Genomic DNA, 26,763 nt, shown 5'->3' with positions numbered 1-26,763 from the left:
AAACCTTCATCCTGAATAGGACACCGAAGGTGTCCGTGTCGAAGGACCTCACACGGGCGGCCCGCGAGGTGTGCAAAAGTCCCAACCCCTGTGGCGACACGCCGGCGCACACCCCTTCGGCGTGCCTGCACAGCCGCGGCGGGTTTGCTATAAGGCAGGTGACGGGTACCGGGCCGCCGTGCTCCCATCGCGGGGCGCCCGCGCCGACACCACCCGCCGACCGCGCGTCCCCGGACCGCGCGTCCGCCGACCCGCAGCCACCCCTCAGGGCACGACACCGATCATGAGCCAGTCCTACGACGCCGACCGTACGTTCAAGTGGACCTTTTTCATGGAGGCCGCCGGCTGGGTGCTGCGGCTGTTGCCGATCGTCGCGGTGGCGCTGTTCCTATGGTACTACCTGCCCGGCTACGATGTCGTGCGGATCGTCGACACCGACGTCAAGCGGATGGACGTCAAGGCCGGCGAACAAGCCCAGCAGGGCGACATCCTGAGCCGCGACGTGCGGTTCATCAACGCCGTCTGGCCGGACGGCACCCCGCGGGTTTACCGCAACGAGGAGACCGGCTGGGGCTTCCCCTGGTACATGAAGTTCGACAGCCAGAACCTGCAGGCCAAGGCGCAGGACCTGCGCTCCACCGAGGAAGACCCGACCTGGGTGCTGGTGACGCACTACGGCTGGCGCATCCCGATCTTCTCGATGTTCCCGAACGCGATCGCGATCGAGGAGGTCGAGAGCCCGGCCGCCGAACCCTGGGTGCCCTGGTTCAACGTCGTTTTCGTGGTCGGCCTGCTGATCGTCGTGCTGATCGTCTGGCGGCTGTGGCGCTGGTTCGTCGAGCGGCACTGGCTGCCGGTGATGCGCCGGCTGGAGATCGAGCGCCGGCTCGACGACACCGCCGGCCTGCCGTCCAAGACCTGGGCTTGGCTGCGCGAAGAGGTCAGCTCCGCGATCGAGGACCTGCGCGCACGCAAGCGCTGAGCGGCTTTACAGCCCGCCCTCCGTCGCGGTTAGCTGGTGTCACGCGACGGTTCGGAAGGACGGCTATCATGAGCGACCAAGCCACCCTGATGTGCGCCAGCTGCGATGTGCCGGTGCAAAGCCGCGTCGACGCGCCCGGCGACGCCGACACGGTGTTCTGCCCCGAGTGCGGCGTGGAGGACACGCTCGCCAACGCGGCCGAGGAAGCCAACGCCTACGTCCGCGAGCAGGAGTCGCAGGCCGTGATGGCCGACCTGCGCCGGGTCGTGAACGGCCACGACGCCGCCGCCGACGACGGCGAACTTAAGGACCGGGCCGACGCCGGCAAGAGCTTCCGCTTCAAGGTCGAGTCGGCGGCGGGCGGGGCCGGTTGCGGCTGCGGCTCGGGCGGCTGCGGCAGCTGACCGGCGTCGCGGCGGGTCGTCTCTCCGCCACCGGGAGGAGCGGGATAGAGACCTGCCTCCGCCGAAACCCTAATCCGCCTGCTCCGGCGGGACGACGAAGCTCGCCATCACCTTCTTCCGGTCCGCCTTGTCGAAGTCGATGGTGAGCCGCTCGCCCTCTGCCTGCTTGACCGTGCCGTAGCCGAACTTGCGGTGGAACACGCGGTCGCCCTCGGTGAACCTGCCGGGGACGGACTCGACCGCTTCCGCCGTGCCCTCGATGAACTTGGTGGGGGCGTCGCCCTCCTGCCGGCGCTGGTAGGCGCGCGCCATCCCGGGGGTCCAGCGGCTGGGCTGCTCGGCGAAGCCGCTCCCGCCGAAAGAACCGCCGCCGAACCCGCCGCTTCCGAACCCGGTTCCGGTGCCGTAGAGGCCGGGATCGCTTTCCATCTTGACGTGCTCCTTGGGCAGCTCGTCGACGAAGCGCGACGGGATCGCGGCGTTCCAACTGCCGAACATCCGCCGGTTGGCGGCGAACGAGACGATCGCCCGGTGCCTCGCCCGGGTCAGGCCGACGTAGGCGAGCCGGCGCTCCTCCTCCAGGCCCTTGACGCCGTTCTCGTCCAGCGCGCGCTGGTTGGGGAACAGTCCCTCTTCCCAGCCGGCCAGGAAGACGGTGTCGAACTCCAGGCCCTTGGCGGCGTGCAGGGTCATCACCGTGACCTTCTCCGCGGCGTCGTCGGCGAAGGTCTCCATCACCAGGCTGACGTGCTCCAGGAAGCCGCCCAGGGTGTCGAACTCGCCCATCGCGGAGATCAATTCCTTCAGGTTGTCCAGCCGGCCCGGCGCCTCGGCCGACTTATCGCGCTGCCACATCTCGGTGTAGCCGCTTTCGTCCAGCACGCTCTGGGCGAGCGAGACGTGATCGCTTTCCTGCGCCATGTGCCGCCAGCGGGCGAAGTTCTCCATCAGCGCGGCCAGCGCGCGCCGGGCCTGCGGGCGCAGTTCCTCGGTTTGCGCCACGTCGAAGGCCGCGCGCATCAGCGAGGTACCGCGGGCGCGCGCGGCCTGATGGAGCGTCTGCAGCGCCTTGTCGCCCAGGCCGCGCTTGGGCGTGTTCAGGATCCGCTCGAACGCCAGGTCGTCGTCCGGCGACTGGATCAGCCGCAGGTAGGCGAGCGCGTCGCGGATCTCGAGGCGCTCGAAGAAGCGCGCGCCGCCGACGATCCGGTACGGCAGGCCGATGGTGAAGAAGCGGTCCTCGAAGCCGCGGGTCATGGCGCCCGTGCGCACCAGCACCGCGATCTCGGACAAGGGATGGCCGTCGGCCTGCAGCGCCTCGACCTCCTCGCCGACGAAACGCGCCTCGGCGTCGCCGTCCCACAGGCCGCGCACGCGTACCGGTTCGCCCCGGTCGATCTCGGTCCAGAGCGTCTTGCCCAGCCGCCCCTCGTTGTGGCTGATCAGCCCGCCGGCCGCCCCCAGGACGTGCCCGGTCGAGCGGTAGTTCTTCTCCAGCCGAATCACACTGGCGCCGGGAAAATCCTGCTCGAACCGCAAGATGTTGCCGACTTCGGCCCCGCGCCAGCCGTAGATCGAGTTGTGGGTGACCAGCCCGTCGGCGACGAAGTTATGAGTCGCGGCGATGTTGAGGTCGTAGACATCCGCTTCGGCGTCGACCGTGTCGACACCGACTACCTCGTCGTAGCGGCCGTCAGCGGCCGGAATAACCATGCCGGGCCGGACGTGGCGCGCGGGGGTCAACGGCAGGCCATCGCCCAGGATGTTGGCCTTCTGAACCACCGCCACGTCGGGAAACGCGCGCTGGACACCGTTCTTGATCTCCTCGACCCGGCCCATGTCGCGGAACACGGTCTCGAACCGCCAGTTGCCGGCGCGACCGCGGTAGCTGCGCACGCTGAGCCCAAGGTTCTCCAGCCGGTCGCGGCCGTCGGCGTCGCTGCCGTTCATGGAAATCCGGTGCATCGGCGTCGGCCCGCGCCGATCCGCGCACAGCGTGACCACGAGATTGCGCCGGTTGGAGTCGCGGCTGCGTGGCCGGTGATGCGGGTGTTCCGGGTCGAGACCGGTGTCCGACATCAGGCGCTGCGCATTGCCATGCGTATCGATGCGGGCGAAGATCCGATCGATCGCGGCTTGATCGTGCACCAGGCCCTTGGTCGATCCGCCCTTGCGCGCGACGAACGGCAACTGCGGGATGCCATAGGTCAGCGCGAGCTCGACTTCACGCGCGCGCGCTTCGTTCTCGCTGTCGAAACTCTCGACCAGCCATGCGGCGTCGGCGTGCTCTTGCAGGGCGCGCTGCTTGTAGCCGACCACCGCCGACTTCTGACCCTGGGTGTAGACTTGGCTGGTGCCGAGCCGGTAGCCGGTCCCCTCCTTATGCATCAGGTAGACGAAGAAACGCTGGGGACTGCGGGTTAGCAGAAAGTCCGCGAAGTGCTGGTGCTCCGGCGTGCTGGTCAGCGTGCGGCCGTGCTTGGTGGTGATTTTCACCAGCGGCTTGTTGCAGCGCCGATGGAACACATCGCTCACCTCGGCCGCCCGGAAGTCGCCGGTGCCGTAGCTGGACAGCACGCCGTCGCCAACTGCGATCTCTTCGATCGGCTTGGTTCGGCCGTCCGCAAGCGTCACCGGAGTGCCGGCGACCAGACACTGGTCGTCGTCGCCGACACAGCAGATGTTCTTGTGGCCCTGCGCCAACAGCCGCAGCCATAAATACTGGGCGACGTTGGTGTCCTGGTATTCGTCCACCAGGATGTACTTGAACTGCCGCTGGTATTTCTCCAATACGTCGCCCGCTTCCCGGAACAGCGTCAGGCAGTGCAGCAAGAGGTCGCCGAAGTCGCAGGCGTTCAGGGTCAAGAGGCGCTGCTGGTACTGCTTGTACAATTCGATCGCCCGGCCGCCGGCGAGGTCGCCGGCATCGTCGGCGGACACCTGTTCCGGGGTCAGGCCCCGGTCCTTCCAGCGCTGCACGGCGTTCAGGACGGTGCGCGCCGGCCACTTCTTCTCGTCGACCGATTCGGCCTGCAGCAGTTGCTTCATCAGCCGCAGCTGGTCGTCGGTGTCGATGATCGTGAAGTTCGGGTTCAGCCCGATCCGCTCGGCGTTCTGCCGCAGCATCCGCGCGGCCAGCGCGTGGAAGGTGCCGAGCCACCAGCCCTCGACCGGGCGGCCGGTCATGGCGCCGACCCGCTCCTTCATCTCGCGCGCGGCCTTGTTGGTGAAGGTCACCGCGAGGATCTGGCCGTGCATCGCCAGGCCCGCGCGCAGGATGTAGGCGAGCCGGGTGGTCAGCACCCGGGTCTTGCCGGTACCGGCCCCGGCCAGCACCAGCACGGGGCCGTCGACGGTGCGCACCGCCTCGCTCTGGGTCGGGTTGAGGTCGGCGGTGAGGGCGTCGGCCGCCGGCGCGCCGCCGGAGGCAGGGCCCCCGGAGGTTGGGACGCCGGAGGTTGGGTCGGGCTCGGAATGCGTCATGGCCCGAGTTATAGCGCAGCCGCCGCGGCCCCTCAGCCCCCGATTTCGGGTCGGTTGCCGGTGCCGCCCTTTCACCCGGGCGCCCCGCCCGGTTTAATGGTGGCCGCCTGCCCCGCAGGAGAGGTGATGAGCAGCCGGAGTACCAACCGCATGCGCCGAACCTGGACGACCCTGTCGTCCCGGCGCCGCCTGCTGGTGACCCTGAAGCGCTTCGGCAAGAACGATCAGGTGATCCTGTCGGTGATGGCGCTGCTGCTGGGCATGGGCGCGGGCGGCCTGGCGATCCTGTTCCGCCTGGCGATCGACGGGGTGCAGATCCTGGCGCTCGGCTTTCCGGGCGAGGAGCTGATCACCCTGCTGCGGGAGGAGCCGTGGTGGCGCATGCTGCTCGCCCCGGCCGTGGGCGGGCTGATGATCGGGCTGTTCGTCCACGCCTTCATGCCGGGCCGCCGGCCGCAGGGCGTCGCCCAGGTAATCCAGGCGAGCGCGCTGCGCGGCGGGCGGATGGACCTGGTCATCGGGATCAAGGCCGCGTGCGTCTCCGCAACCTCGATCGGCGTCGGCGCGTCGGTCGGCCGCGAGGGGCCGGTCGTGCACCTGGGCGCGACCGTCGCCAGCTACCTTGCCACGGTCCTGCACCTGGGCCGCTCGCTGACCCGGACGATGCTGGGCTGCGGCGTCGCGGCGGCGGTCGCCGCCTCGTTCAACGCGCCGATTGCCGGGGTGTTCTTCGCTCTTGAGGTGGTGGTCGGCCACTACGCCCTGTCCGCCTTCGCGCCGGTGGTGATCGCCAGCGTGACCGGCACGATCGTCAGCCGGATGTACTACGGCGACTACCCGGCGTTCGTGCTGCCGCAGACCTACACCATCGAGTCGTTCTGGGAGTTCCCGGCGTTCGCGCTACTGGGGGTGGTCTGCGCCGCCGCGGCGATCCTGTTCATCTTCTTCGTCGGCGCGGCGGAAGGCGCGTTCGACCGTGCGCGCGTGCCCCGCTGGGCGCGCCCGGGGGTGGCCGGGCTGCTGGTCGGCGCGCTCGCCGCGCTCGGTTTTCCACACCTGCTGGGCGTCGGCTACGAGGCGACCGACCTCGCGCTCTCGGAGGTCTATGCGCTGGACATGCTGGTCGCCCTCGGCGCGCTCAAGATCGCGGCGACGGCGGTGTGCCTGGCGGCCGGCTTCGGCGGCGGGGTGTTCTCGCCCGCCCTGTTCATCGGCGCGATGGCGGGCGGCGCGTTCGGTCTGATCGCGACCGAGGCGTTCCCGCACCTCTCCAGCGGCCACGGCGCCTACACGCTGGTCGGCATGGGGGCGGTCGCCGGCAGCGTGCTGGGGGCGCCGATCTCGACCATCCTGATGATCTTCGAGCTGACCAGCGACTACGCGCTCACCATCGCGGTCATGGTCTCCACCGTGATCGCGAGCGTGATCACCCAGCAACTGCACGGCCGGTCGTTCTTTATCTGGCAGCTGGAACGCCAGGGCATCTCGCTGTCCGGCGGGCAGGAGGCGCGGCTGCTGCGCGCCATCCGGGTGCGCCAGCTGGTCGACCGGACCTACGCCACCGTGCGCCCCGACACCCCGATCGCCGAGGTCCGCGCGCTGTTGGTCAAGGCGCCCTGGGGCGAATTGTTCGTGACCGAGCCGTCGGCCGAACCCGCCAGCGCCGGCGCCGCGGCGTCCAACCCGCCGGTCCGGGCGGCCGGGGACGGCCAGTACGATTCCCCGGACCCGGGCGCCGACACCGACCACGGCCCCGACGGCGGCCCCGACCACGGCCCCGACGGGGCCAGCGGCAGCGACGCGCCCGAGCCGGGCGAACACCTCCTGGGCACGATCACCTTCCACGACCTGTCGGAGGCGGCGTTCGACACCAGCCGCGACAACCGCCTGACCGCCGCGCGGATGATGCGCCCGGCGCCGACGGTGCTGGAGCTGGACGACGACCTGGAACGCGCGGTCAAGGTGTTCGGCGCCTCGGGCGAGGTGCACCTGCCCGTGGTCGACGACCGCCAGCATTTCCGCCTGCAGGGCGTGGCGCACGAACACGAGTTGATGGCGACCTACCACCGCGCCCTGACCCAGGCCCGCCGCGAGGAACGCGGCGAGAGCTGAGCGCTGGGTGCGCTCGACTCGTCCCGTCTCCTCCACTGGGAGAAGAGGGCCGGGGAGAGGAGGTTGCCCGCGGCATCGATGCCCGTGGTCCCTCCTCCCAGTGGAAGAGGGGAACCAGTTGGCCAGCCGCACACGCCCGCACGCCCCGCGCACACCTCCTTTGCGCGATCGTGGGGTTACGCGGACCACCCCAGTTCGTATACTGCTGCGGCAAAAATTGTATACCCGATAACGCAGTCCGCGCGGCGGCGTCGCGCGGCCGGCCCAACCGTGCCGTTCTGGGGAGCCCACGCACCGTCATGTTCGTCGCCTACATCGAGCTCGGCCCGGCCGACCGGATCGCCTACGTCCACACGCCGCCGTCCTCGGCCAGCGGCGTCACCTTCATCGGCTTCAACGCCCTGACCGGCGACATGGCCGGGTTCGAGAACACCCTGGGCGAAGCCCTGCGGGACGCCGGGCACGGCACGCTGTGGTGGGACTACCGCGGCCAGGGGCAGAGCCCGCTGGGCGACGACACGGCCGTCGGCGCCATGCAGATCGCCGGCGACGCCAAGCGCCTGCTGGACGAGCTCGGCCCGCAGCGGCCGGTGCTGCTCGGCCTGTCGGTCGGCGGCCTCTACGCCGCGCGCGCCTGGCTGGCGGGCGCCCAGGCGACCGGTCTGGTGCTGGTCAACACCCTGCGCCGCGACGGGCCGCGGCTGAAGTGGATCAACGGCGCGCTGACCCGGCTCGCCGCGACCGGCGGGCTGGGCCTGATCAAGGACGCCTACCTGCCGCTGCTGACCAACGAGAGCTGGCAGGCGGGGAACGCGGACAGCTTCCTGCAGCCGGGCGGCTACAGCCCGCTCGACCGGTCGGCGGGCATCTTCCGGCTGATCGAAAGCGGCGAGCAGGTCGATTGGGATCTGCCCTACGAGGACCTGAGCCTGCCGGTCCTGAACGTCACCGGGCTGCAGGACTGGATCTTCTACGACGAGGCCGACGTCACCCGCCTGCTCGCCCGCCTGCCCGACGTGCGGCCGGTCGCGCTCGCCGATGCCGGCCACCTGATCCCGATCGAACGGCCGCGGGCGCTCGCTCAGGAACTCCTGACCTTCGCCGAGGAGCTGACGCCATGAGCAGCGCCGCCGCGACCCGGCCGCAGGGCCTGTGGCATCGTCACCCGTGGATCGCCTACCTGGCCGTCTTCCTGGGCGTGGCCGGCCACGCCTCCAGCGAGTTCGTCGCCAAGGTGATCTCCAACGAAACCGCGATCGCGGGGCCGGAGGTCTCGGTCTGGCGGTTCGTGCTGGGCGGCTTCGGGCTGGTGGTGCTGGCGCTGCTGACCCCCGGCCAGCGCGACCTGGTCAAGCCGATCCGGGAGAACGGGCACCGCATCCTGCCGCTCGCGCTCCTGGGCGTGACCGGCGCCTACCTGCTGTTCCACTGGTCGCTCGACTACGCCACCGTGGCGCAGGTCGCGACCATGGTGACCACCGCGCCGATCTTCGTCGGCGTGCTCAACCTGTGGATCAACAAGCAGGCGCTGTCGGGGGCGAAGATCGTCAGCGGCCTGGGCGCGCTCGCCGGGGTGGCGCTGCTGGTCACCGACGGCGTGCTCGCGCGCCTGGCGGGCGACGCGTCCAGCCTGCTGGGCGTGCTGCTGGCGATGGGCTGCGCGCTGCTGCTCTCGATCTACCTGATCCTGATCAAGCCCTACATCGGGCAATACGGCGCCATGCGGATCTCCGCCGTCACCATGTTCCCGGGCGGGATCGGGCTGTGGCTGCTGGTCGGACTGGCCTGGGGCGACTGGGTCGACGTCTTCTCGCTGTTCCACCTGTCGCAGCTGGCGGTGGTCGCGATCCTGGTGCTGGCGCTCTACAACACCACGCTGACGCAGTTCCTCTGGGTCGGCGGATTGGCGGCGGTGCCGGACATCACCCGCGGGATGTACCTGTTCTTCCTGAAGCCCGCGGTGGCCGCGCTGCTCGCCCTGATCTTCCTGGGCACCGTGCCGACCACCTGGCAGGTGCTCGCGATCATGGTGATCACCGCCTGCGTCTTCCTGGAGGCGATCTGGGACAAGATCAGCCCGGCCGCGAGGAACGGGTAGCGGCGGCCAGAATTCGGAAGCCTTCGGCGAACCGCGCCGCGCGCCCGTGTGGGATCGTTCGACACGGCCGCCGTCGGCGTCCTACGCGGGTTCAAGCGTGCGGTTCGTCAGAAACTTGCAACAGCGTCATGCTGAGCAGCCGCCGCAAGGCGGCGTGTCGATGCATGCCCGAGATGGGTATAAAAGCGCCGCAACGCCCGCTCACGCCGCCGCCACCAGCGCCTGGTAGAGCGCCTGGTGGTGACTGTTCAGCGGCACGAATTCGGGGTGCCACTGCACGCCCAGCACGAACTGGCCGGTTTCGCAGTCGACGCCCTGGACGATCCGGTACTTGTCGCGGGCGACCGCACGCAGGTCCTGGCCCAGCTGGTCGATCGACTGGTGGTGCAGCGAGTTCACCCGGCAGCGGCGCAGGCCCATGACGCGGTAGAGCCGGCTGTCCTCGACGATCGTGATGCGCTTGCGCGCCAGCAGGGTGCGTTGCGGCGGCAGGCTGCCGTAGGCTTCGTAGATGTCCGGGTGCAGCGTCCCGCCGCGGAACACGTTCAGAATCTGCGCGCCGCGGCAGACGCCCAGGATCGGCAGGCTGCGCGCATGCGCCCGCTCCAGCTGGTCGAGTTCCAGGCGGTCGCGCTGCTTGTCGATGCGCAGGCCGAGCCGCAGGTCGAGGCCGTACAGATCGGCGTCGATGTCGTCGCCGCCGCCGACCAGCAGCGCGTCGACGCCGCCCGGCGGTCCGGGGTCCTCGGCGGTGATCCGCCGCGCCCGGCCGCCGGCGCGCCAGACCGCCAGCTGGTTGGCCCACCACATCCAGCGCCCGCCCCGGGCGGAGGCGGTCACGCCGACCACCGGCCGCGTCCTCATCGATGCAGCCAGGCGTCCGCCGGCTCCGCCCAGTCGGGGAACCAGGCATCTTCCAGGTAGTCCCGGTAGGCCTGCGCCATCGCCTGCAGCCGGTCTGGATCGTCGGCCAGCGCCTCCACCGTGCGCGCCCAGCGGTTCCATTCGGTGACGATGCCCCAGTCGGGCTCGTCGATCCGGCTGTCCGGCAGCCGGTAGTGCAACGCGGGCCGCGCCTTCAGCCGCGGGTCGTCGACCGCCGCACGGACCTTTTGCGGGGCCAGGAAGGTGAACAGCGGCAACAGGTCGAGGTCGCGGTTCCGGCTTGGGTTGTAGACGAGGTAGTCGTCGATCAGCCGTGCCAGATCGGGCTGGTAGGCGGGATCGAGCACCTTGCGGACGTAGGCCCTGGGGTAGGGCTGAATGAACGGCAGCACCCGGCGCGTCAGGTCGATCCCGATATCGCGGCGCAGCCAGTCCGCGCAGACCAGATAGGCCCGGAGGTAGCGCAGGATGGTCGGCGCATCCATCGCCGGCAGGTCCGGGTTGAGCTGCAGGCCGAAGGCGTAGACGACCGAGTCGCGCGTGCCCATCGCGCCCGCCTGGCGCAGCCGGGCGGTCATCTCGTCCAGCTGGGACAGCTCGGCGATCCCGACCGGCGGGCAGACCAGCTCGACCGGCAGGTACATGCGCGTGACCTCGCCGATCGCGGTACGCAGCCCCTCCTCGATCGCGCGGCCCAGGCGCTCGCTCTCCAGCTGCACGCGCTCCTCCGCCTGGCCGCCCTCTTCCGGGTGGACGTACTGCGTGTCCAGCTCGACGACGTAGGTGCCCTGCCCGGTCTCCTCGATCAGATAGCGGTAGCGGTCGACCTCCTGCAGCTTGCCGCCGGTGATCTCGGCGACGATCTGAGCCGCCGGCGCGCAGTCCAGACCGGCGAACTCGATCTCCACGCCGATCCGCCGCGGCGTGCCGTCGGCGGTGATGGCGTGGACGGGCTGGATCGGCGTTTCGGGCATCGCGTCCGGCTCGCTGGAAGGTGTCGGCGCCGCCTAGAGCAAGATGCTGAAAGGTGAAGCCGCCTTTCAGCTGAATCTTGCTCTCTCTTCAAACAGTTAGAGAAAAATTCACGATGAAGGTCGACTCGACCTTCATCGATTTTGCTCTAGCCGTAAAGATAGGCGACGATCGCCACCGCCGCGAGGATACCGGCCACATCGGCCGTCAGCGCGGCCGCCAGGGCGTGCCGGATGCGCCGGATCTGGACCGCGCCGAAATAGACCGCGAGCACGTAGAAGGTGGTCTCGGTCGAGCCCTGGAAGGTCGAGACCAGGTAGCCGGTGTAACTGTCCGGCCCGATCGCCGGGTCCTGGATGATCGACGCGAGCACGCCGTACGCGCCGGAGCCGGACAGCGGGCGCAGGATCGCCATCGGCAGCGCCTCGCCCGGCAGGCCGACCAGACGGGTCACCTGGCTCAGCGGATCGATCAGCAGCTGCAGCGCGCCCGAGTCGCGCAGCATGCCGACCGCGACCAGGATCGCGACCAGATAGGGGATGATCCGCAGCGCCACCTGGAAGCCGTCGCGCGCGCCCTCGACGAACACCTCGTAGACCCGCACCCGGTTGAGCGCGCCATAGCCGAGCAGCAGCACGATCAGCGACGGGATGATCCAGGGCGCGATCGTCTTGCCGTAGACGATCGTGAGCGGAATCAGCGCCGCCACCCCCGCGAAGATCAGGGCGGAAACCCAGCCGGGGTAGGCCTCGCTGGCGGAGTCCGGCAGTTCGGTGTCCCAGACCTCCTCGCTGGTCTCGTCGTCGGCCGCCGGCTGGCTCGGATCGCCGGCCTGGCGCGGCGTCTGCTTGGACGGCTCTTCGGGCCGGTCGGCGACTTCCGCCCAGCCGGTAGCCGCCGGCTCGTCGGCTGCCGCCTTGGGATACGACCAGAAGCGCTGCAGCAGCTTGGCCGTGGTGATCGCGACGGCGGTCGAACAGATCGTGGCGAACAGCGTGGTCGGCACGATCCCGGCCGGGTTCTCCGACCCCGCGGCCGCGCGCAGCGCGATCACCCCGGTGGGCAGCAGGGTCACGCTGGAGGTGTTCATCGCCAGGAACAGCACCATGGCGTTACTGGCGGTGCCCTTGTGCGGGTTGATCGTGTCCAGCTGCTGCATCGCGCGGATGCCGAACGGCGTCGCCGCGTTGCCCAGGCCCAGCACGTTGGCCGACAGGTTCAGGATCATCGCCCCCATCGCGGGGTGGTCCGCCGGCACCTCCGGGAACAGGCGGACCATGACCGGGCGCAGCGCCTTGGCGACGACGCGCAGCAAGCCGCCCGCCTCCGCCACCTTCATCAGGCCCAGGAACAGCGCCATCACCCCGACCAGCCCGAGCGCCAGCGTGACCGAACTCTCCGCGGCGTCGACCACGCCCAGGCCCAGCTGCTCCATCGGCGAGGTCGGGTCCTCCGCGCCCGCCGGCGGGTTCCACTGGACCTGCCGCACGGCGGCGACGGCGAACGCGATCAGGACGAGGGCGAGGAAGACGACGTTCAAGGGCCCCGAAGACCTCCGCGAGACGGGTGGATGCGCGGGCGGGATCGGCGCGCGGGGTGCGCGGGCGCGCTGGGCGCTCGGTGCGGATGGCGCACACCTCCGCGCCGCCCTTCTCGGCCATCGCCCCGCGCTTGTAAAGCCGGGCGCCCGCGGGCTAGGTTGCCGGCGTTTACGCACCCGCCCCTGCCCTTGAGACCACGGAGCCCGTGTCCGAGCCGTGAAAGCCCGCGTCCACGTCACCCTCAAAACCGGCGTCCTGGACCCCCAGGGCAAGGCGATCCAGCACGCGCTCAGCCAGCTCGGCTTCGACGGCGTCGAGGGCGTGCGCACCGGCAAGGTGTTCGAGCTGGAGCTGACCGACACCGACCAAGCCGCCGCGCGCGAACGCGTGCAGCAGATGTGCGAACAGCTGCTCGCCAACACCGTGATCGAAAACTACGACATCGAGATCGGCTGACCCCCGTGATGCAGGCCGCCGTCATCGTCTTCCCCGGATCCAACTGCGACCGCGACATCGCGGTTGCCCTCGAACGCGCCAGCGGCCAGCGGCCCCACATGGTCTGGCACAAGGACTCGACCGTTCCCGAGGTGGACCTGATCGCCTTGCCGGGCGGGTTCTCGTACGGCGACTATCTGCGCTGCGGGGCGATCGCGGCGCACTCCCCGGTGATGCGCGACGTCAAGGCGCGCGCCCAAAAGGGCACCGCGGTGCTGGGGATCTGCAACGGCTTTCAGGTGCTGATCGAATCCGGGCTGCTGCCGGGCGGTCTGCTGCGCAACGAATCGCTGAAGTACATCTGCAAGGACGTCGGGCTGGAGGTGGAGACCCATGACAGCATCTTCACCCGCCGCTACCGCAACGGACAGCGGGTCGTCTTCCCGATCGCGCACGGCGACGGCAACTACTTCATCGACGAGGATGGCCGCCGCCGGCTCGAGGACGAGGAGCGGATCGCCTTCCGCTACTGCGATGCGATGGGCCAGGTGACGCCGGAGGCGAACCCGAACGGCTCGGTCGCCAACATCGCCGGCATCTACAACAGGGAGCGCAACGTCCTGGGCATGATGCCCCACCCGGAGCGTCTGGCCGATCCCCTGCTGGGCGGGCGCGACGGCGCGGCGATGTTCGACGGCCTGGTGGAGGCGCTGGCGTGAGCGAACCCAACCCCGAGATCACCGACGCGCTGGTCGCCGAGCACGGCCTGAACGCCGAGGAATACGCCCGCGTCCTGGAAATCCTGGGGCGGACGCCGAATCTGGTCGAGCTCGGCATCTTCTCGGTGATGTGGAGCGAGCACTGCTCCTACAAGTCGTCCAAAAAGTGGCTGAAGACCCTGCCGACCGACGCCCCGCAGGTGATCCAGGGACCGGGCGAGAACGCCGGGGTGATCGACATCGGCGACGGCCAGGCGGCCGTGTTCAAGATGGAGAGCCACAACCACCCGTCGTTCATCGAGCCCTACCAGGGGGCTGCGACCGGCGTCGGCGGCATCCTGCGCGACGTCTTCACCATGGGCGCGCGCCCGGTCGCCAACCTGAACGCGCTGCGCTTCGGCGATCCCGGGCATCCCAAGACGCGCCACCTGGTCTCCGGCGTGGTCGCGGGGATCGGCGGCTACGGCAACTGCGTCGGCGTGCCCACGGTCGCCGGCGAGGTCAACTTCCACCCGGCCTACAACGGCAACATCCTGGTCAACGCGATGACCGTGGGGGTGGCCGAAGCGGACCGGATCTTCTACGCCAAGGCGCACGGGGCCGGGAATCCGGTGGTCTACGTCGGCTCCAAGACCGGGCGCGACGGCATCCACGGCGCGACCATGGCGTCCGCCTCGTTCGACGAAGATAGCGCGGAGAAGCGCCCGACCGTGCAGGTCGGCGACCCGTTCACCGAAAAGCTGCTGATCGAGGCCTGCCTGGAATTGATGGCGACCGACGCGGTCGTCGGCATCCAGGACATGGGCGCGGCCGGCCTGACCTCGTCGTCGTTCGAGATGGCGTCGAAAGGCGGCAGCGGGGTCGCGCTCAACCTGGACCACGTGCCGGTGCGCGAGGACGGCATGAGCGCTTACGAGATCATGCTCTCTGAGAGTCAGGAGCGCATGCTGATGGTGCTCAAGCCCGGCCGCGAGGCCGAGGCCAAGGCGATCTTCGACAAGTGGGACCTGGACTTCGCGATCGTCGGCGAGTTGACCGACAGCGGCCGGATGGTGATCCAGAAGGGCGGCGAGCAGGTCTGCGACCTGCCGATCGACCCGCTGGCGGAAGCCGCGCCCGAGTACGACCGGCCGTGGGAGTCGACGCCGGCACAGCCCGACCTGACGGCCGACCAGGTTCCCGCGCACGACCCGGCCCAGGCGCTGCAAACGCTGATCGCCTGTCCCGACCTGTGCTCGCGCCGCTGGGTCTGGGAGCAGTACGACCACATGGTCGGCGCCGACACGGTGCAGCGTCCGGGCGGCGACGCCGGCATGGTCCGCGTCCACGGCACGGACAAGGCACTCGCCGTCACGGTCGACTGCACGCCGCGCTACGTCCTGGCCGACCCCGTCCAGGGCGGCCGCCAGGCGGTCGCGGAAGCCTACCGCAACATCACCGCCACCGGCGCCCAGCCGCTCGCGATCACCGACAACATGAACTTCGGCAACCCGGAAAAGCCGCGGGTGATGGGCCAGTTCGTCGGCGCCTGCCAGGGCATGGGCGAGGCCTGTCGGGCGCTCGGCACGCCGGTCGTCTCGGGCAACGTGTCGCTCTACAACGAAACCGGCGAGACGGCGATCCTGCCCACCCCGGCGATCGGCGGCGTCGGCCTGCTCGACGATTTGTCGAAAATGGCGACCGTAGCCTTCAAGGCGGACGACGAGGCGATCGTGCTGATCGGGGAAACCCACGGCCATCTCGGCCAATCGCTCTACCTGCGCGAGCTGTGCGGGCGTGAGGACGGCCCGCCACCGCCGGTCGACCTGGAGGCCGAACGGCGCAACGGCGACTTCGTGCGCGAGTTGATCCGCGGCGGCTGGGTCACCGCCTGCCACGACCTGTCGGACGGCGGCCTCCTGGTGGCGCTGGCGGAGATGGCGATGGCCGGCGACCGGGGTGCCGCGATCCAACCGCCGGAGCAGGCGGCCCCGCACGCTTGGCTGTTCGGCGAGGACCAGGCGCGTTACCTTGTGACCGCGCCGCAGGCCGGCGACATTCTGCAGGCCGCCCAGGCTGCCGGGGTTGCCGCCTACGCGCTCGGGCGCACGGGCGGGCCCGCGTTGAAACTCGCGGGCGGGCCGTCCATATCGCTCCAACGGGTGCGCGCGGCCCACGAAGGCTGGCTGCCGAGCTTCATGTCGGCGGCCGGCTGAAACGCCGGTCGACCGCACCTACGGGACAAAACACCCGCGCTGGCGCGTACGGGACAAGACGCCTGCGCGTCAGCGCGAACCAAAACAACGCCGGAGACCCGCCGCCATGCCGATCCATCAGCACGACCTTGAGTCGATGATCCGCGAGGGCATCCCCGACGCCCAGGTCACGGTCGAGGACCTGGCCGGCGACGGCGATCACTACGCGGTCTACGTCGTCTCCAAGGAGTTCGAGGGCAAGAACCGGGTGCAGCAGCACCAGATGGTCTATCAGGCCCTGCAGGGCAAAATGGGCGGCGAGCTGCACGCCCTCGCCGTGCAGACGTCGACGCCGAAGAGCTAAGCCGACGGCTTAGCCAACGCCAGAACCGAACCCAACCGAACCCGACAGGCACCGAGGGGGAAGCCACCATGGCCGACCAATCCGTCCACGACCGCATCCAGCAGGAAATCTCCGACAACGACGTCACCGTCTACATGAAGGGCACGCCGACCTTCCCGCAGTGCGGTTTCTCCGCCGCGGTGGTGCAGGTGCTCAACCACCTGGGCGTGACCTACCACGGCGTGAACGTCCTGGAGGATCCGGGCCTGCGCGAGGGCATCAAGGAGTTCTCCAGCTGGCCGACGATCCCGCAGCTCTACGTCAAGGGCGAGTTCCTGGGCGGCTGCGACATCGTCCGCGAGATGTTCCAGACCGGCGAGCTGCAGGACACCCTGCAGCAGAAGGGCATCGAGGTGCAGAACGCGGCTTAAGCTGCGCTGGACGTTCGCGCCCGTCCGACACGCCGGACGCTTTTCGAGGGGAGGCCGCTCCAAGCGGCCTCCCCTTTTTCGTGTGCTGTTGGGGCTTTGCTGCTCCGCCCAACCAATCCCCCTCCTCTGCTGGGAGAGACTTTTGCAAGGGCGCTTTGGAGAGCCGTCAGGCGTCCTTCGACACGGCCGCTACGCGGCCTGCTCAGGACGACGTCAAAAGCTGTAAAGTTTTCGTAAAATCCGAGGCTTAAAAAAATTGACGTCATCCTGAGCAGGCCACCGCAGGTCGGCGTGTCGAAGGACGCCTGAGGGGTATAGCCACCATCGTGCAAAAATCTCTCCGCTGGGAAGAGAGGGGACCTTCCGCAGCGCCCCGGCTGCACATGCCGGCACTGCCCGCCCCTTGAAAATCGAGCCTTGTCACACGAATTCAGCCATGGCTAAACTTTGGTCGCGGCCAGCGGCTTGAAACGTTCTAAGCCAAGGCGAGTTTTGCAGGGCTGACAGGCGGCTAGGCGCACGCGTGTCAGCGGCGTACAGCAAGGGAGCGCGCGACGTGACGACACTGGCGGCAAGCGCAAAGGGCAGTTTCCTGGACGGCGTCAGCTATCTGCGCCAGTTGGGCGCGGCCAAGCTGCTGCTGCTGATCGCGCTGACCGGGCTCTTGATCGGCACATCGCCGGAGACCCGCGGGATCATCTTCGCCTCGCTCGCCGACGCCTACCTTGCCGTCAGCGTGTTCGTCGCCGCCACCCTGGGGGCGATCTACTACCTGGAACACAAGCTCGACGTCGACGTCGCCGGCCTGCTGCGCAAGTATCACCGCTGGCAGGTGCCGGTCGCGGCCGCGCTGGGCGCCCTGCCCGGCTGCGGCGGTGCGGTCGCGGTGGTGACGCAGTACGTCCGCGGCTCGATCTCGTTCGGCTCGCTGGTCGCGGTGCTGGCGGCCACGATGGGCGACGCGGCCTTCCTGCTGTTGGCCGCCGAGCCGACCACGGGTCTGCTCGTGTTCGTCCTCGGCTTCGTCGTCGGCAGCATCACGGGCCACGTCATCGACTGGATCCACGGCGTCGACTTCCTGCGCGCCGACCATCCGGAGCTGCCCGACCAGGTCGCGCGCAAGCCGCTGCCCAGGTTGAACAAGCTGCGCCCGGTCTGGGCCATCCTACTGGTCCCCGGTCTGCTGCTGGGCATCCTGGACCTGCTGCAGGTCGACACCGACGCGCTGTTCGGCCCGCTCGCCGCGTTCGGCCCGACCGAGATCATCGGCGTCACCGGCGCGCTGCTCGCGTTCGCGATGTGGACGCTGGACCCGGAGCTGCGCTTCGACCCCGGCGTCAGCCGCGCCGGCGGCGCGTTCACGCGCACGGTCGACGCAACCAACTTCGTCACCGTCTGGGTGATCGTCGGCTTCCTGGTCTACGAACTGGGCGTCCACTTCAGCGGCATCGACCTGGCGCAGCTGTTCGACACCTACGCCCCGCTGATCCCGCTCTTGGCCGTGCTGGTCGGCTTCCTGCCCGGCTGCGGGCCGCAGATCGTGGTGACCTCGCTGTACATCACCGGCGCCATGCCGCTGTCCGGCCAGCTCGCCAACGCGATCTCCAACGACGGCGACGCCCTGTTCCCGGCGCTGGCGATCGCGCCCAAGGCCGCGGCCGTGGCGACGATCTACAGCGGCATCCCGGCGCTGATCGTGGGCTACGGCACGTATCTGTTCTGGGGTTGAGGTCACACGGCGTGGCGGCGCGTCCCCTCTCCTCCCCGTGGGAGAGACTTTTGCACGATGGTGGCCATACCCGTCAGGCGCCCTTCGACACGCCGACCTGCGGTCGGCTGCTCAGGATGACGTCGATATTTTTAAACTGTTGCTTTTGCTATTATTTTAAAGACTTTGACGTCATCCTGAGCAGGCCGCGTAGCGGCCGTGTCGAAGGACGCCTGACGGCTATCCAAAGCGCCCGTGCACAAGTCTCTCCCATGGGAGGAGAGGGAACCCGCCGATGCGCCCGTCGCACACGAAAACGCCCCGGAAGCCTGAGCCTCCGGGGCGTGACTGTCTCGGACCTGAGCGCGGATGATTACCGCGAGTAGTACTCGATGACGAGATTCGGTTCCATCGTCGTCGGGTAGGGCACGTCGGCCAGCTTGGGGCCGCGCTGGAAGGTCGCCTTCAGATCGTTCTGGTCGACCTCGATGTAGTCCGGCAGGTCGCGCTCGCTGGACTCCTGGCCCTCGAACACGAGCTGCATGTCCTTCTTCTTCGGGTCGACCTGCACCACGTCGCCGTCCTGCACGCTGTAGGAGGGGACGTTGACGCGCTTGCCGTTGACCAGGACGTGGCCGTGGTTCACGAACTGCCGCGCGGCGAACACGGTCGGCACGAACTTCGCGCGGTAGACCACGGTGGCCAGCCGGCGCTCCAGCAGCTCGACCAGGTTCTCGGAGGTGTCGCCCTTGCGGCGCGTCGCCTCCTCGTAATACTTGCGGAACTGCTTTTCGCCGATCGAGCCGTAATAGCCCTTCAGCTTCTGCTTGGCGGCGAGCTGCTGGCCGTAGTCGGAGATCTTCTTACGGCGCTGGCCGTGCTGGCCGGGGCCGTACGGGCGCTTGTTGAACGGGCTCTTCGGCCGGCCCCAGAGGTTGACGCCGAGGCGCCGGTCAATCTTGTACTTCGAAGCCTTACGCTTGCTCATTTTGCGAGCTTTCTCCGTCGCTTAAGCGGGAATGGCCGCGCTGTTGCGCGCGTTGATGTCCCGGTAGGCCCGAGGCTCCGTTTTGGCTGGATGCCGCACTAACGGTGCATCCGGACGCCTTGCTGTCGCGCCAGGCGCCCCGGAGACGGGCGGGGCGCGGCCTTCGAAGGCCGACCCGCATTCCCAGGAAGTGCGCCGGACACTACGGCTGCGCGCGCGCGTGTCAAGCAAAGCTGTCGGGCGGGCGGTGGTTGGCCGTCTAATCCCCCTCCTCCACGCGGGAGGAGGGGCTAGGGGAGGTGGACCCACGGACACTTGCGGCGTGCAGACCACCTCACCCTGTCCCTCTCCTCCCACGTGGAGGAGAGAGGACCCGCCGCGGCACCCTGCCTCTCCTACTCCTCGCCGTCGCGCGCCTGCTCGCGCGGGCGGCGGGTGACCTTCGGGGCTTCCCAGAGCGCCTTCACCATGCCGTGCAGGCTGTCGATCTCGCCCGAGGTCGGGCGGGCGCGGGCGAAGATGTTGCGCAGGTTGCGCAGCATCGCCGGGCGCTTTTCCGGGATGTTGAAGTAGCCGGCCGCCTCCAGCCGGGCCTCCAGCCGGGCCATGAAGTTATCGAGTTCGTCCGCGCGCGCCGCCCGGCCGCTGTTCTGCCGGCCGCTGACCAGCTTCACCGCCGGGGTCGCCTCATCCGCCGTCCACCATTCATACGCGATCAGCAGCACCGCCTGCGCCAGGTTGAGCGAGGTGGCGCCGGGGTTGAGCGGTGCCCGGATCAGCGTGTCGGCGAGCCCAACCTCGTCGTTTTCGAGCCCCTGCTTTTCCGGGCCGAACAGGATCGCCGCCGGGCCCTCGTCGCGCACCGCCGCGCGCAGGTCGGCGCCGGTCGCACGTGGGGTCAGCACCCATTTCACCTGGTCGCGCTCGCGCGCGGTCGTGGCGTACACCCGCGCCATCTCCGCGACCGCGTCCTGCACGCTGTCGTACACCTGCGCCTGATCGACCACGGCCCGGGCATGCGCCGCGGCGGCCTGCGCGTCCGCGTTCGGCCAGCCGTCGCGCGGGGCGACCAGACGGAGGTCCGACAGGCCGCAGTTCAGCATCGCGCGCGCGGCCATGCCGATGTTCTGGCCCAGCTGCGGGCGGACCAGCACGATCGCGGGCTGCGGCCCGTCCGGCACGGGCAGCGGCTTGTCGCGGGCCATCTACTCCTCGACGGCGTGCGGACGGCGCGGGCCGGGCGCCTGCGACGCGCCTTCCTGGTAGAGCTTCCAGGTCAGGCCGTCGTGCAGGGCGTTGAACGAGGCGTCGATGATGTTGGTGGAGACGCCCACCGTGGTCCAGCTGCGCCCCTGCCCGTCGGCGCTTTCGATCATCACGCGGGTCACCGCGCCAGTGCCGGCCTGGGGGGTGAGGATGCGCACCTTGTAGTCGGTCAGGCGCATGTCCTCGAGCTGCGGATAGAACTCCAGCAGCGCCTTGCGCAGCGCCTTGTCGAGTGCGTTCACCGGACCGTTGCCGTTGGCGACCGTCATCATCTCCCGCCCGGCGACCTCGGTGGTCACGGTCGCCTCGGATTCGGTGACCAGTTCGCCGCGGGCGTTCCAGCGGCGGTCGTCCATCACCCGGAAGCGGCTGAGCGCGAAGTAGTCCGGAATCTGCCGGAGCGCCCGGCGGGCCAGCAGCTCGAAGCTCGCCTCCGCGCCGTCGTAGGCATAGCCCTCGAACTCGCGCGCCTTGACCCGCTCCACCAGGTCCGCGACCGCCGGGTCGTTAGGGTCCATGTCGATGCCGATCTCGCGGAACCGCGCCAGGATGTTCGACCGCCCCGACTGGTCGGAGACGACGATGTGGCGGCGGTTGCCGACCAGGCCGGGCTCGATGTGCTCGTAAGTGCGCGGATCCTTCTCCACGGCCGAGACGTGTAGCCCGCCCTTGTGCGCGAACGCGCTCTCGCCGACGTAGGGCGCCCCGCGCGAGGGCGCGCGGTTGAGCCGCTCGTCGAGCAGGCGGGAAACCGGGGTCAGCTCCTTCAGTTGAGCGTCGGTGATCCGGGTCTCGAAATCCGTCTTGAGCGCGATCGACGCGATCACCGAGATCAGGTTCGCGTTGCCGCAGCGCTCGCCCAGGCCGTTCAGGGTCCCCTGCACGTGCCGCACGCCGGCCTCGACGGCGGCCAGCGAGTTGGCGACCGCGTTGCCGGTGTCGTCATGCGTGTGGATGCCGAGCTGCCGGCCCGGGATCCGCGTGGCCACCTCGGCGACGATCCGGCTGACCTCGCGCGGCAGCGTGCCGCCGTTGGTGTCGCACAGCACGATCCAGCGCGCACCCGCCTGGTAGGCCGCGTCCAGGCAGCGCAGCGCGTAGTCCGGGTTGGCCTTGTAGCCGTCAAAGAAGTGCTCGGCGTCGAAGATCGCCTCGCCCTTGCGCGCGCGCGCCACGCGCACGCTGTCGGCGATCACCTCGACGTACTCGTCCCGGTCCGCGCCCAGCGCCAGATCGACGTGATAGTCCCAGGTCTTGCCCACGATGGTCAGGCCGTCGGCGCGCGAATTCAGCAGCGCGGCCATGCCCGGATCGTTGTCCGCCGACCGGCCGATCCGCCGGGTCATCCCGAAGGCGACCATCCGGGCGTTGGTCAGCTTCGGCGGATCCTCGAAGAACGCGTCGTCGGTCGGGTTCGCGCCCGGCCAGCCGCCCTCGACGTAGTCGATGCCGAGTTCGTCCAGCGCCAGCGACAGGGTGCGCTTGTCGGCGACCGAGAAGTCGACCCCCTGGGTCTGCTGCCCGTCGCGCAGCGTACAGTCGTAGAAGTAGACGCGGTCGTCGGTGGTCATGAGCGGGCCCTGGCGTTCGTCGCGATATCCTGACTGGCCAGTGGGTTTAAGGCGTGCCCGGCGTCGCGGTCAACGTCGCGGGGGTCTGTCGTTTCCCGGGTCGCAGATCGCGGGGTCCACGAACGTTCCGGTGGGTCCCTCTCCCTTGACGGGAGAGGACAGGTGAGGGTGAGACCCTGCGGCGTTACGCTGAGGAGGTCACCCTCACCCTCCCACGCCGCTTCGCGGCGCGGGCCCCTCCCTCTCCCGTCAAGGTAGAGGGGATTGAAGGGACCCGCTGCCGCACCCGTGGTGCCTGCGCCAACGGTGCCTTGCGCGCGGGACTGCGCATCGTGTAGCACCTTCCTCGCCATGGCAGAGACACCCGCGACATCCCGGCAGCGGCAGATCGAGGGGACGGCCTTTCTGGCCGCCTTCTGCGCCTGCGTGCCGCTGGCGAACTGGCTGATCGGAAACGTCGGCACGGCTTGCGTGCCGAACGGGCCGTGCCTGATCCCGGTCGCCCCGGGCCTGCTGGGCGACCCCATCATGGCGCCCTCGGGCGTGCTGATGATCGGGATCGCGCTTGTGATGCGCGACATGGTGCAGCGGCGCCTGGGCAAGCTGTGGACGCTGCTCGCGATCGCGGTCGGCGCGGGCCTGTCGGGCCTGGTCTCGCCGGGGGCGCTGGTCGTCGCCTCGACGGCCGCGTTTCTGTTCTCCGAACTCGCCGACTTCGCGGTCTACACCCCGCTGCAGCGCCGCCGGCTGGTGCTCGCGGTGTTTCTGAGCGGCCTGGTCGGCCTCACGATCGACTCGCTGGTCTTCCTGCACCTCGCGTTCGGCAGCCTGGACCACTTCTGGGGCCAGGTGCTGGGCAAACTCTGGATGACCCTGCTGGCCCTGCCCTGCGTCGTCCTGCTGCGCAAGCGCGACCGGCGAATCGGCCTCGCCCCGGCATGACGCGCGGCGATCCGGGCCCGGCGCTGGTGGTCTGCTCCGGCGGGCTGGACTCGGTCACGCTCGCCCACCGCCTGTCGGCGGAGCCCGGCGGGGTCGCCGCGCTGGTCACCTTCGACTACGGCCAGCGCCACCGCAAGGAGGTCGACTTTGCCGCGCGCTGCGCCAAACGCCTGGGCGTGGCGCACGAGGTGGTCGACCTGACCGACGTCGGCCGCCGGATCGCGGGCAGCGCGCTGACCGATCGAACCCAGGTCCCGGACGGGCACTACAGCTCCCGGACCATGGCGGTCACGGTGGTGCCCAACCGCAACCCGCTGATGCTGTCGGCCGCCTTCGCGCTCGCCGGCGGGCAGGGCCTGGGGCGCGTGGCGGCCGCGATGCACACCGGCGACCACGTGATCTACCCGGACTGCCGCCCGGCGTTCGTCGACGCCTTCCAGGCGATGGAGGACACCGCGCTCGACGGCGTCGTGGCGATCCGGCTGGAGACCCCGTTCATCCACTGGTCCAAGACCGACATCGCCGCCGAAGCCGGCCGCCTGGGCGTGCCGGTGGCGGAGACCTGGTCCTGCTACAAGGGCGAGGCCGTCCACTGCGGACGCTGTGGCACCTGCGTCGAGCGCCTGGAAGCGCTGCATGATGCGGGGGTCGTAGATCCGACCGTGTACGCGGACCGCGACTTCTGGCGCGGAGAGGTCGCGCGGTGGAAAGCAGGATCCTGATCTCCTGACCTATTTGACCGCGGCCCACACTGCACCTTCACGCTGAGCAGGCCGCCGAAGCCGGCCGTGTCGAAGCGCGTCTGACGGCTATTCGGAGCTAGAATCCTTGTTCTTGCGTTGGCTCGACCGCGCCAAGCTTGGCAACGCGTCGAAGTCTCCCCCGATCAAGGCTTCCTTCTTGGCGCGGCTCCAGCCCTTGAGCTTTCGCTCGGCGGCCAATGCGTCCGTGATCGTTTCAAAAGCGGCGCTGTAGACCAGCTCAACCGGCCGGCGCCAAGCGGTATAGCCAGCGGCAACGCCTTGACGGTGCTCCGCCAGGCGGCGATCCAGGCCTTGCTGCGCCGATCCGACGTAGTACGAGCCGTCGGCGCATCTGAGGATATAAACGTGGACGGTCACGGGCGGATACCCGTCAAACGTGCTTCGACACAGGCGCTTGCGCGCCCTGCTCAGCATGAAGGTAATACCGAATTTCCGGTAGCCCCTACCCCGTTGTTGGGTAGCGCCCCCTAACCGACAGAGAACCCGCTCACATACGGGTCGCTCTCGTCCAGGAAGATCGTGTTGAACCCGGTGATCACGGCCCAGCCCTCGACCGACGGCTGGATCGCGGGTGTCCCGGCAACCTCGGTGGCGGCCTCGACCCGGCCGGTGAACACCGAACCGATGATACTCTCGTGCACGAATGCGTCGCCGACGCCGAGTTCGCCGCGGGCGGCCAGCTGGGCCATGCGGGCGCTGGTGCCGGTGCCGCAGGGGCTGCGGTCGATCGCGCGCTTGCCGTAGAAGACGGCGTTGCGGGCGTGCGCGCCCGCAGCTTGCGGCGCGCCGGTCCACATCACGTGGCTGACCCCGCGGATCGTCGGGTCCTGCGGATGCACGGCGTCGAGCGCCGCGTTGACGGCCGCGCGCACCTCGGGCGACCAGGCGAGCACGTCGGCGGCCGAGATCGCTTCCAGCCCGGCGAAATTCGCCTGCGGCTCTAGTATCGCGTAGAAGTTCCCGCCGTAGGCGACGTCCAGCGTGAGGGTCCCAAGGCCCGTCACCTCGATCTCCACGCCCTGGGCGAACAGGAACGCGGGTACGTTGGTGATCTTGACCGCCTCGACCTTGTCGCCGCGCGCCCGGTACTGGGCGGTGACCCGCCCCGCCGGGGTGTCCAGCCGGACCACGCCGGGCTCGGCCGGCTGCACCAGACCGCGTTCGAGCGCGAAGGTAACCGTGCCGATCGTGCCGTGGCCGCACATCGGCAGACAGCCGCTGGTCTCGATGTAGAGCACGCCGGTGTCGCCGTCCGGCGTGGTCGGCGGGTAGAGGATCGCGCCCGACATCATGTCGTGCCCGCGCGGCTCGAACATCAGCCCGGTGCGGATCCAGTCGTAGCGGGCGAGGAAGTCCTGCCGGCGTTCGGACATCGTGGCGCCGTCCAGCCGCGGCCCGCCGGCGGTGACCAGCCGGACCGGATTGCCGCAGGTGTGCCCGTCGATGCAGGGAAAGGTGTTGGGGCGCCCGATTGCCATGCCCCGATTAGGCGGCGGATCCGGCCCGCCGGTCAACGGTACAGCGCGCCGGCGGGACGGTTTACGACGGCGCGATCCCGTTTCCTTGCCGCAGCGCGCTGGTCTATGCTCACGCGCGATGACGCAGTTGCCCGACACCGATGGCTCGACAGCCGAGACTCGCCGATTGCTCGCGGCCGACGAGCCGGCGCCGGTCTGGACCTACAACGCCGAGGCGGACAGCGATCTGCTGCTGGTCTGCGACCACGCGGATAATTTCGTGCCGCGGGCGCTCGACGGCCTGGGCGTGCCGGCGCGCGCGCTGGAGCGGCACATTGCCTACGACATCGGGATCGCCCCGGTGACCCGGATGATGGCGGACGCGCTGGGCGCGCCCGCGGTGTTCTCGCACTTCTCCCGGCTGATCGTGGACCCCAACCGGCAGCTGGACGACCCAACCCTGACCCCTGCGATCGCCGACGAGACCGTGGTGCCGCGCAACCGGCAGCTCTCGCCGGAAGAGCTGGAGGCCCGGTTGCAGGGCTTTTTCTGGCCCTACCACGCCGCGGTCGCCCGGCAGCTGGATGCGATGGCCGCGCGCGGGCGCGCGCCTGTCCTGCTGTCGATGCACTCCTTCACGCCGGTGCTGCGCGGGCGCGCGCGGCCGTGGGAGATCGGGGTGTTGTGGGATGACGACCCGCGCCTGCCGGTGCCGCTGATGACGCGCGCGGCGGCGCGCGGCTGGACCGTCGGCGACAACGAGCCCTATTCCGCGCGCGACGGCCACGGCTATACCCAGCACGTCCACGGCGACAAGCGCGGCCTCGCCAACGCGCTGGTCGAGCTGCGGCAGGACCTGATCGACACCCAGCGCGGCCAGCGCATCTGGGCGGCGGAGATGGTCGAGCTGCTGCGCCCCCTGCTGGACGACCCGGAGCTGTACAAGCCGTACCGGCGATAGCGGCCTGGGCGCACCGACCCCCGCGTCCGCGAGCCGGTACCTACCCGTCGCGCAGCTGCAGCAGCAGGTGCTCGGCGCTGTCGCCGTCGGCCTGGCAGGGCAGCAGATCGGCGATAATCCGCCGCGCGCGGCCCGCCTGCTGGAAGGTCTCGCTGTGCCGGCTGGGCTGGCGGCTGCCCGCGGCGCCCTGCGCGATCTGCAACACCCAGCTGGAGATCTGCGAGGCCTGGTCGCGGGCGAACGGATGCTCGCCGGTGGGTCCGTCGCCGCCAGCTCCGGCGGCGGGCTGCGGCGCGAACACCTGGGTGATCTCGACCACCCCGCTGCGCGGCACCCGGATCAGCATGGCGTAGGGCCAGTGCGCGGCGATCAGCTCGGCGTCCAGGCGGGCGACCGCCGCCCGGCCGTGGCGCGCCAGGCCGCGCCAGTAGTCCAGCAGCGTGCGGTAGCCGGGCGTGCCGTCGACCGCCTTGAGCGCCGGGCGGGCACCGGCGCTCAAGGCGGTCGACGGCACGCCCGGCTACCGC

24 protein-coding genes and 1 pseudogene are annotated in these 26,763 nt (G+C 69.7%); 14 read left to right on the top strand and 11 right to left on the bottom strand.

Annotation, left to right across the window (positions count from 1 at the left end; genetic code table 11):
* Window positions 1-283 precede the first annotated feature (283 nt).
* Together CKO28_RS15445 and CKO28_RS15440 are read left to right on the top strand one after the other, a co-directional pair.
* Window positions 284-982: a DUF1523 family protein gene (locus CKO28_RS15445; RefSeq protein ID WP_200341699.1), complete on the top strand. Its 699-nt coding sequence runs from the start codon at window positions 284-286 to the stop codon at window positions 980-982.
* 68 nt (window positions 983-1,050) lie between these two features.
* On the top strand, window positions 1,051-1,386 hold the full coding sequence (locus tag CKO28_RS15440) for a hypothetical protein (protein ID WP_200341698.1): 336 nt from the start codon (window positions 1,051-1,053) through the stop codon (window positions 1,384-1,386).
* A gap of 69 nt (window positions 1,387-1,455) precedes the next feature.
* On the opposite strand, the gene CKO28_RS15435 is transcribed toward CKO28_RS15440, so the two are convergent.
* Together CKO28_RS15435 and CKO28_RS29625 are read right to left on the bottom strand one after the other, a co-directional pair.
* Complete coding sequence (locus CKO28_RS15435; protein WP_437127634.1) at window positions 1,456-4,038, bottom strand: 3'-5' exonuclease; 2,583 nt, start codon at window positions 4,036-4,038, stop codon at window positions 1,456-1,458.
* Window positions 4,036-4,869, bottom strand: a pseudogene (locus tag CKO28_RS29625) (ATP-dependent helicase); the annotation flags it as partial. The gene CKO28_RS15435 and the pseudogene CKO28_RS29625, both read right to left, overlap by 3 nt.
* Window positions 4,870-4,995: 126 nt before the next feature.
* Between CKO28_RS29625 and CKO28_RS15430 the strand changes: the two are divergent.
* From CKO28_RS15430 to CKO28_RS15420, 3 genes are all read left to right on the top strand, one after another.
* The gene (locus tag CKO28_RS15430; protein WP_200341696.1) at window positions 4,996-6,981 is read left to right on the top strand and encodes a chloride channel protein; all 1,986 of its coding nucleotides are present in this window, start codon (window positions 4,996-4,998) and stop codon (window positions 6,979-6,981) included.
* 299 nt (window positions 6,982-7,280) lie between these two features.
* Window positions 7,281-8,102, top strand: a complete 822-nt coding sequence (locus CKO28_RS15425) for an alpha/beta fold hydrolase (protein ID WP_200341695.1) — start codon at window positions 7,281-7,283, stop codon at window positions 8,100-8,102.
* Window positions 8,099-9,079 (top strand): DMT family transporter, encoded by a 981-nt coding sequence (locus tag CKO28_RS15420; protein WP_200341694.1) that lies wholly within the window; start codon window positions 8,099-8,101, stop codon window positions 9,077-9,079. The genes CKO28_RS15425 and CKO28_RS15420 overlap by 4 nt, the downstream gene beginning before the upstream one ends.
* Window positions 9,080-9,280: 201 nt before the next feature.
* Here CKO28_RS15420 and CKO28_RS15415 read toward each other — a convergent pair whose 3' ends face one another.
* The 3 genes from CKO28_RS15415 to CKO28_RS15405 form a co-directional block, all read right to left on the bottom strand.
* Entirely contained in the window at window positions 9,281-9,943 is a 663-nt protein-coding gene (locus CKO28_RS15415) for a gamma-glutamyl-gamma-aminobutyrate hydrolase family protein (RefSeq protein WP_242480588.1), read from the bottom strand.
* A complete protein-coding gene (locus tag CKO28_RS15410) occupies window positions 9,940-10,938 on the bottom strand; it encodes an amidoligase family protein (RefSeq protein ID WP_200341693.1) in 999 nt (332 codons plus the stop codon). The genes CKO28_RS15415 and CKO28_RS15410 overlap by 4 nt, the downstream gene beginning before the upstream one ends.
* Window positions 10,939-11,084: 146 nt before the next feature.
* Complete coding sequence (locus CKO28_RS15405) at window positions 11,085-12,476, bottom strand: nucleoside recognition domain-containing protein (RefSeq protein ID WP_200341692.1); 1,392 nt, start codon at window positions 12,474-12,476, stop codon at window positions 11,085-11,087.
* Between the two features lie 217 nt (window positions 12,477-12,693).
* On the opposite strand from CKO28_RS15405, the gene purS reads away from it, so the two are divergent.
* The 6 genes from purS (at window position 12,694) to CKO28_RS15375 (ending at window position 18,308) form a co-directional block, all read left to right on the top strand.
* Complete coding sequence (purS, locus tag CKO28_RS15400) at window positions 12,694-12,933, top strand: phosphoribosylformylglycinamidine synthase subunit PurS (RefSeq protein WP_200341691.1); 240 nt, start codon at window positions 12,694-12,696, stop codon at window positions 12,931-12,933.
* Window positions 12,934-12,941: 8 nt separating this feature from the next.
* Window positions 12,942-13,631 (top strand): phosphoribosylformylglycinamidine synthase subunit PurQ, encoded by a 690-nt coding sequence (purQ, locus tag CKO28_RS15395; RefSeq protein ID WP_200341690.1) that lies wholly within the window; start codon window positions 12,942-12,944, stop codon window positions 13,629-13,631.
* On the top strand, window positions 13,628-15,826 hold the full coding sequence (gene purL, locus CKO28_RS15390; protein WP_200341689.1) for a phosphoribosylformylglycinamidine synthase subunit PurL: 2,199 nt from the start codon (window positions 13,628-13,630) through the stop codon (window positions 15,824-15,826). The genes purQ and purL overlap by 4 nt, the downstream gene beginning before the upstream one ends.
* A 106-nt stretch (window positions 15,827-15,932) precedes the next feature.
* A complete protein-coding gene (locus CKO28_RS15385; protein ID WP_200341688.1) occupies window positions 15,933-16,169 on the top strand; it encodes a BolA family protein in 237 nt (78 codons plus the stop codon).
* Window positions 16,170-16,237: 68 nt separating this feature from the next.
* A complete protein-coding gene (grxD, locus tag CKO28_RS15380; protein WP_200341687.1) occupies window positions 16,238-16,579 on the top strand; it encodes a Grx4 family monothiol glutaredoxin in 342 nt (113 codons plus the stop codon).
* 556 nt (window positions 16,580-17,135) lie between these two features.
* The gene (locus CKO28_RS15375) at window positions 17,136-18,308 is read left to right on the top strand and encodes a putative manganese transporter (protein ID WP_200341686.1); all 1,173 of its coding nucleotides are present in this window, start codon (window positions 17,136-17,138) and stop codon (window positions 18,306-18,308) included.
* 352 nt (window positions 18,309-18,660) lie between these two features.
* On the opposite strand, the gene rpsD is transcribed toward CKO28_RS15375, so the two are convergent.
* The 3 genes from rpsD to cimA all read right to left on the bottom strand — a co-directional run bounded on the left by rpsD (window position 18,661) and on the right by cimA (window position 22,112).
* Window positions 18,661-19,275, bottom strand: coding sequence for a 30S ribosomal protein S4 (gene rpsD, locus CKO28_RS15370; RefSeq protein ID WP_200341685.1), 615 nt, complete (start codon window positions 19,273-19,275; stop codon window positions 18,661-18,663).
* 395 nt (window positions 19,276-19,670) lie between these two features.
* Window positions 19,671-20,480: an RNA methyltransferase gene (locus CKO28_RS15365; RefSeq protein ID WP_200341684.1), complete on the bottom strand. Its 810-nt coding sequence runs from the start codon at window positions 20,478-20,480 to the stop codon at window positions 19,671-19,673.
* Window positions 20,481-22,112, bottom strand: a complete 1,632-nt coding sequence (cimA, locus tag CKO28_RS15360) for a citramalate synthase (protein ID WP_200341683.1) — start codon at window positions 22,110-22,112, stop codon at window positions 20,481-20,483. It abuts the gene before it with no gap.
* Between the two features lie 351 nt (window positions 22,113-22,463).
* Between cimA and CKO28_RS15355 the strand changes: the two genes are divergently transcribed.
* Together CKO28_RS15355 and queC are read left to right on the top strand one after the other, a co-directional pair.
* The gene (locus CKO28_RS15355; protein ID WP_200341682.1) at window positions 22,464-23,054 is read left to right on the top strand and encodes a VUT family protein; all 591 of its coding nucleotides are present in this window, start codon (window positions 22,464-22,466) and stop codon (window positions 23,052-23,054) included.
* The gene (gene queC, locus CKO28_RS15350; protein WP_200341681.1) at window positions 23,051-23,776 is read left to right on the top strand and encodes a 7-cyano-7-deazaguanine synthase QueC; all 726 of its coding nucleotides are present in this window, start codon (window positions 23,051-23,053) and stop codon (window positions 23,774-23,776) included. Before CKO28_RS15355 ends, queC begins: the two co-directional genes overlap by 4 nt.
* Window positions 23,777-23,863: 87 nt before the next feature.
* Here the strand turns inward: queC and CKO28_RS15345 are convergent, their stop codons facing one another.
* Window positions 23,864-24,175 carry a GIY-YIG nuclease family protein gene (locus tag CKO28_RS15345; RefSeq protein WP_200341680.1) on the bottom strand — a complete coding sequence of 104 codons (312 nt, stop codon included), beginning with the start codon at window positions 24,173-24,175 and terminating at the stop codon, window positions 23,864-23,866.
* Window positions 24,176-24,285: 110 nt separating this feature from the next.
* A complete protein-coding gene (locus CKO28_RS15340; protein ID WP_200341679.1) occupies window positions 24,286-25,296 on the bottom strand; it encodes a 4-hydroxyproline epimerase in 1,011 nt (336 codons plus the stop codon).
* A gap of 127 nt (window positions 25,297-25,423) precedes the next feature.
* Here CKO28_RS15340 and CKO28_RS15335 point away from each other — a divergent pair, with 127 nt between their 5' ends.
* Entirely contained in the window at window positions 25,424-26,236 is an 813-nt protein-coding gene (locus tag CKO28_RS15335) for an N-formylglutamate amidohydrolase (protein WP_200341678.1), read from the top strand.
* A 40-nt stretch (window positions 26,237-26,276) separates the two neighbouring features.
* Here the strand turns inward: CKO28_RS15335 and CKO28_RS15330 are convergent, their stop codons facing one another.
* The gene (locus CKO28_RS15330; RefSeq protein WP_200341677.1) at window positions 26,277-26,750 is read right to left on the bottom strand and encodes a hypothetical protein; all 474 of its coding nucleotides are present in this window, start codon (window positions 26,748-26,750) and stop codon (window positions 26,277-26,279) included.
* Window positions 26,751-26,763 lie beyond the last annotated feature (13 nt).

It is taken from the genome of Rhodovibrio sodomensis (assembly GCF_016583645.1).
GTDB classification, from domain to species: Bacteria; Pseudomonadota; Alphaproteobacteria; order Kiloniellales; family Rhodovibrionaceae; genus Rhodovibrio; species Rhodovibrio sodomensis.
This window is presented reverse-complemented; position numbering and strand designations above follow the sequence as displayed.